This window comes from Terriglobales bacterium, assembly GCA_035651655.1.
Lineage (GTDB): Bacteria > Acidobacteriota > Terriglobia > Terriglobales > Acidobacteriaceae > DASRFG01.
On sequence record DASRFG010000018.1, the window covers coordinates 1 to 3875 of the forward strand.

Genomic DNA, 3875 nt, shown 5'->3' on the forward strand with positions numbered 1-3875 from the left:
CAGACCGGGTTACACCCTGTTTATCGATCCGGGCGTGACATTTACCCATGGCCGCCACACTTTTTGGGTAAATACACCGGTTCGTATCCATCAGGACTTCAAGCGGAGCGTGGCCGACATCGAAGACAACCGCCTGGGTGGCGGAGACTTGGCAAAGTACCTGGTTCTTACCGGCTACAGCATCCGGTTTTGAAGTTCGTCTCAGACGGCGAGGTCGGTCCGGATTGCAGGAGGAGACAGGCAAAGGGGTTTTTCACTGCAATTTGAGTTTGGCTAGAATCTCTTGAAACCGAGGGTCTTTCCGCAGGGGATCCAGGCGAGGTTCCTCCGCGAGAACCACCATCGGCCATTCACGGTTCTTAAAGGCCTCCTGCATGTACCTCATGGCTACTTGGTTGTCCTTGAGAGCGATGTGCACTACGGCCAAGTTGTACGCCGGCACGAAAGTATTCTTAGACCTCTCTTGCAGCCGCCCCAAGATCTGGCGGGCCTCAGTTTGGCGGCCGGCGGCAGCAAGGCTGTATGCCATTTCGGTCAGCCCGAGCGTACTGTCGGGCATTGATTGAAGGATCTTCTCCGAGGTTGCAATGGCTTCCCGGTGCATTCCCTTCTGCGAATAAACTCGCCCCAGCCAAAAGTAGGTCCTGCTGTAGTTGGGATCTAGCTGCAGCGCTTTTTGACCCTGCCAAACCGCTTGATCATAGTTGCGGGCGTAATACAGAGTTCGAACTACTTCCGCATTATTAGGCAGAGATAGGGGGTCCAGTCGCATGGCCTCGTTTATTTGTTGTACTGCTTCATGGTGACGTCCGGTTGAGCCAAAAAGGGCGGCATAGATGCGGTGCGCCATCGAGTAACTGGGATTCAGCGCAATTGCTCGTTTTAACTCGTCCTCGGCTCCAGACCAGTTCCATTCCGATCGGGACAGCGCCAAGGCGAGCGAAACGTGCGATTCTGCCAGATTGTCTCCCAAAGACACGGCCCGGCGTGCCGCCTCGAGGCCTTTAGGGTTACCATCCCTTGTCGGCATGGAATCCGTTATTACTAGGAAATGATAAGCGTCGGCTACCCCAGAATAGGCTTCCGCAAAGTTCGGGTCGCGCTCGATGGCTTTCTCGAAGTACGTAATCGCCTTCCGGTAGCCTTCCGGCGTAAATTGGTTCCAGAAGAACCGCCCCCGCAGATAGGCTTCGTTTGCCTCAGCGTCGAGTGGATGCGCTTTCGCACGGCCACTGTAAGTCGGACTGAGCTTTACTTCGATCTGTTCCGCTACCGCCTGGGCTACCTCTTCTTGCAATTCAATCGAGTGACTGATGTGCCGGTCGTAGCTATGTGCCCACACATGCACTTGGTCATTAACCCGGATGAGTTGCACGCTGATCCGTACCTGGTTCCCATCGCGACGGACGCTGCTTTCGAGGACATAGCCGACGCCCAATTCGCTTCCAATCTGTTTCACGCTCTTCGAGCTATGCTTGTAGGCCATCGTCGTGGTGCGAGCGATTACGCCAAGTTGGTCGGGGCTTAATGCTCCCAGTTGACCAATCATCTCCTCGGTCAGCCCGTCACTGAAATAGTCCTGACTCGGATCCCCGCTTAAATTCTGAAAGGGAAGGACCGCCAACATGACGTGCCCCGAAACAGGAGGAGGACCGGCGCGGATACGCCGCCAGCCGAGAAAGGCGATTGCCGCCAGCCCCAGTGCAAAACAGCAGACGAGGGTTGTGACGAGAAATCGTGGTTGAGCCTTCGATACTTCCTCAATATTGTCAGGAATCGTGACAGGCTTAGCTACCGGCGTGCCCTCTACTGCCGGATACTCAGCCTCGGCCGGCGGCTGATCCCCGGTAACCGCCGCAATGAAACGGTAGCCCTTTTTGGGCAGGGTCTCAATGAACCGTGGTGTTTCGGCGGAGTCGCCCAGCGCCTCACGCAGGCGATTGATGGCATTGTTAAGACCGTGGTCGAAGTCAACGAACGTATCGGCTGGCCAAAGCTTCTGGTGGATCTCCTGACGCGTGACTAATTCTCCAGGTCGTTCCAGAAGCATAACGAGAATCTGAAAGGGCTGCTCTTGAAGCCTGACCTTGAGTCCGCGCTTACGCAACTCGCCCGCTTGCACCTCCGTTTCGAAGGGGCCGAATCGCAAAATCCGGCTGGAAGCAGAAGTACTCATACACACCGCCACATAGAAGGAGTCTACTCCTCGCCCATTCGTAAAGCCCAGCGACGCGGGAGAGTTGTCACTAAGTACCTTCGGGCCAGCGGCATAGCTCGGGACACACGATGGACACGCTCGTGCGTTGTAGGTTTTGCCGCGATAGGGCAAAAGAGTGACGTGCTCTTGTTAGATGTTTCCGACAGGGAGCACAGAAAAGAGATTTTCATGAAGAGACACTTGTCAATGGCCGCTGCAGCGATCGTCCTGCTGCTATCGGCTGGTTCAGCTTACGCTCAGTCCAGGCTGAGCACGTTCAATGTTCCCTTTAATTTTGTCGCGGGAAAAACGGTTCTAGCAGCCGGTGAATACTACGTCACCGAAGACAGAGCGCCAGGAATGTTGCAACTTCGGGGCAGTGACCGCCATACGATTCTCGTGTTCGCAGGATATATTCAAACCCTCGATGCCTCACCGCAGACGAAGCTCGTCTTTCGCCGCTACGACAACCGATACTTCCTCGCCCAGCTCTGGGTTGGGGGACAAAACCGGGGTCGCGAGGTGCCGATCGGGCGCCAAGAAAGGGAGATGGCCAGAAAGAGCGATGCTAAGTCCATGGCAGTCATTGTCAGCACTGACGGCGGCAAAGGTGGAAAATAATGAAAACGAGACTCAGAACTTTGATCACGATGCTAGTGCTGGCGGTCGCAATTGCGGGCCGAGCCCGGGCGGCGAATCCTATCGTGGACTGGAACCAGATCGCCCTGACCACAGCTCTAACCACCACCGGTACCCAGTTATATCTCACCTACGTTCATCTCGCCATGTACGATGCTGTGAATGCAATTGATGGGCGTTATCAACAGTACGGGCCCGAATTCCACGGTCCCAGAGATGCTTCAGGGGAGGCAGCCGCGATTTCGGCAGCTTACCAAACCTTGCTCTACTACTTCCCGGCGCAATCGGTGACGTTGCAAAGCCAATATGATTCGGCGATTGCAGCCATCCCCGACGGTCAAAAGAAGGCCAGCGGCATTGCGATCGGGCAAATTGCAGCAGCCAGAATCGTGGCCCTGCGGACCGGCGATGGAAGGAATGCGAACGTTCCCTATACGTACCCTACCTCTCCTGTACCTGGAGTCTGGATCCCCACTCCGCCAACTTTCGTGCCGCCTGTGCCGGCGTGGGTGGGTCAGGTGGTTCCTTTCACTATGCAGAGCGCTTCCCAGTTCCTGCCGGCAAACGGTCCGCCGGACTTGGGGAGCGCGCAATGGGCGCAGGAATACAATGAGGTGAAACTGCTTGGAGCGGCCAACAGCAGCGTACGGACAGCTGCACAAACAGAAATCGCATTGTTTTGGACGGCAAATCCAGTGGCCACCTTTTTTGGCGCCTTCCGTCAGATGGCGATCGATCGCCATCTCAACCTCTCAAAATCCGCTAGATTGCTGGCTATGCTATCGGTGGCCTTCACGGACGGAGGTATCGGTTGTTTCAACGCCAAGTATCACTTCAGCTTCTGGCGCCCGGTAACTGCAATTCCAAACGGCGACCTAGACGGTAATCCGGATACCGAAGCTGATCCGACCTGGCTCCCGCTCGCACCTACCCCGCCCCATCCGGAATTCCCCGCCGCTCATGGGTGTGCCACCGGCGCGATAGCCGGGACGTTGGAAAATTTCTTCGGCACGCCTAATGTGAAATTTTCTGTAAACAG

At 55.9% G+C, this 3875-nt stretch carries 4 protein-coding genes; 3 read left to right on the top strand and 1 reads right to left on the bottom strand.

The genetic code is table 11. The annotated features are described in order from the left end of the window. Positions 1–193: hypothetical protein (locus tag VFA76_07445; GenBank protein HZR31672.1), on the top strand; the 193-nt coding region annotated here is incomplete at its 5' end. Between the two features lie 60 nt (positions 194–253). On the opposite strand, the gene VFA76_07450 is transcribed toward VFA76_07445, so the two are convergent. Then, on the bottom strand, positions 254–2176 hold the full coding sequence (locus VFA76_07450) for a tetratricopeptide repeat protein (GenBank protein HZR31673.1): 1923 nt from the start codon (positions 2174–2176) through the stop codon (positions 254–256). Positions 2177–2386: 210 nt separating this feature from the next. Here VFA76_07450 and VFA76_07455 point away from each other — a divergent pair, with 210 nt between their 5' ends. Both VFA76_07455 and VFA76_07460 read left to right on the top strand, forming a co-directional pair. Then, positions 2387–2818: a hypothetical protein gene (locus tag VFA76_07455; GenBank protein ID HZR31674.1), complete on the top strand. Its 432-nt coding sequence runs from the start codon at positions 2387–2389 to the stop codon at positions 2816–2818. Next, positions 2818–3875, top strand: a 1058-nt coding sequence (locus tag VFA76_07460) for a vanadium-dependent haloperoxidase (protein HZR31675.1), incomplete at its 3' end; no start/stop codon positions are given. The genes VFA76_07455 and VFA76_07460, both read left to right, overlap by 1 nt.

What these genes read in the sequence shown, in the direction of transcription:
- VFA76_07450 (HZR31673.1), bottom strand. Translation starts at nt 2,176, where the DNA reads ATGAGTACTTCTGCTTCCAGCCGGATTTTGCGATTCGGCCCCTTCGAA.
- VFA76_07455 (HZR31674.1), top strand. Translation starts at nt 2,387, where the DNA reads ATGAAGAGACACTTGTCAATGGCCGCTGCAGCGATCGTCCTGCTGCTA.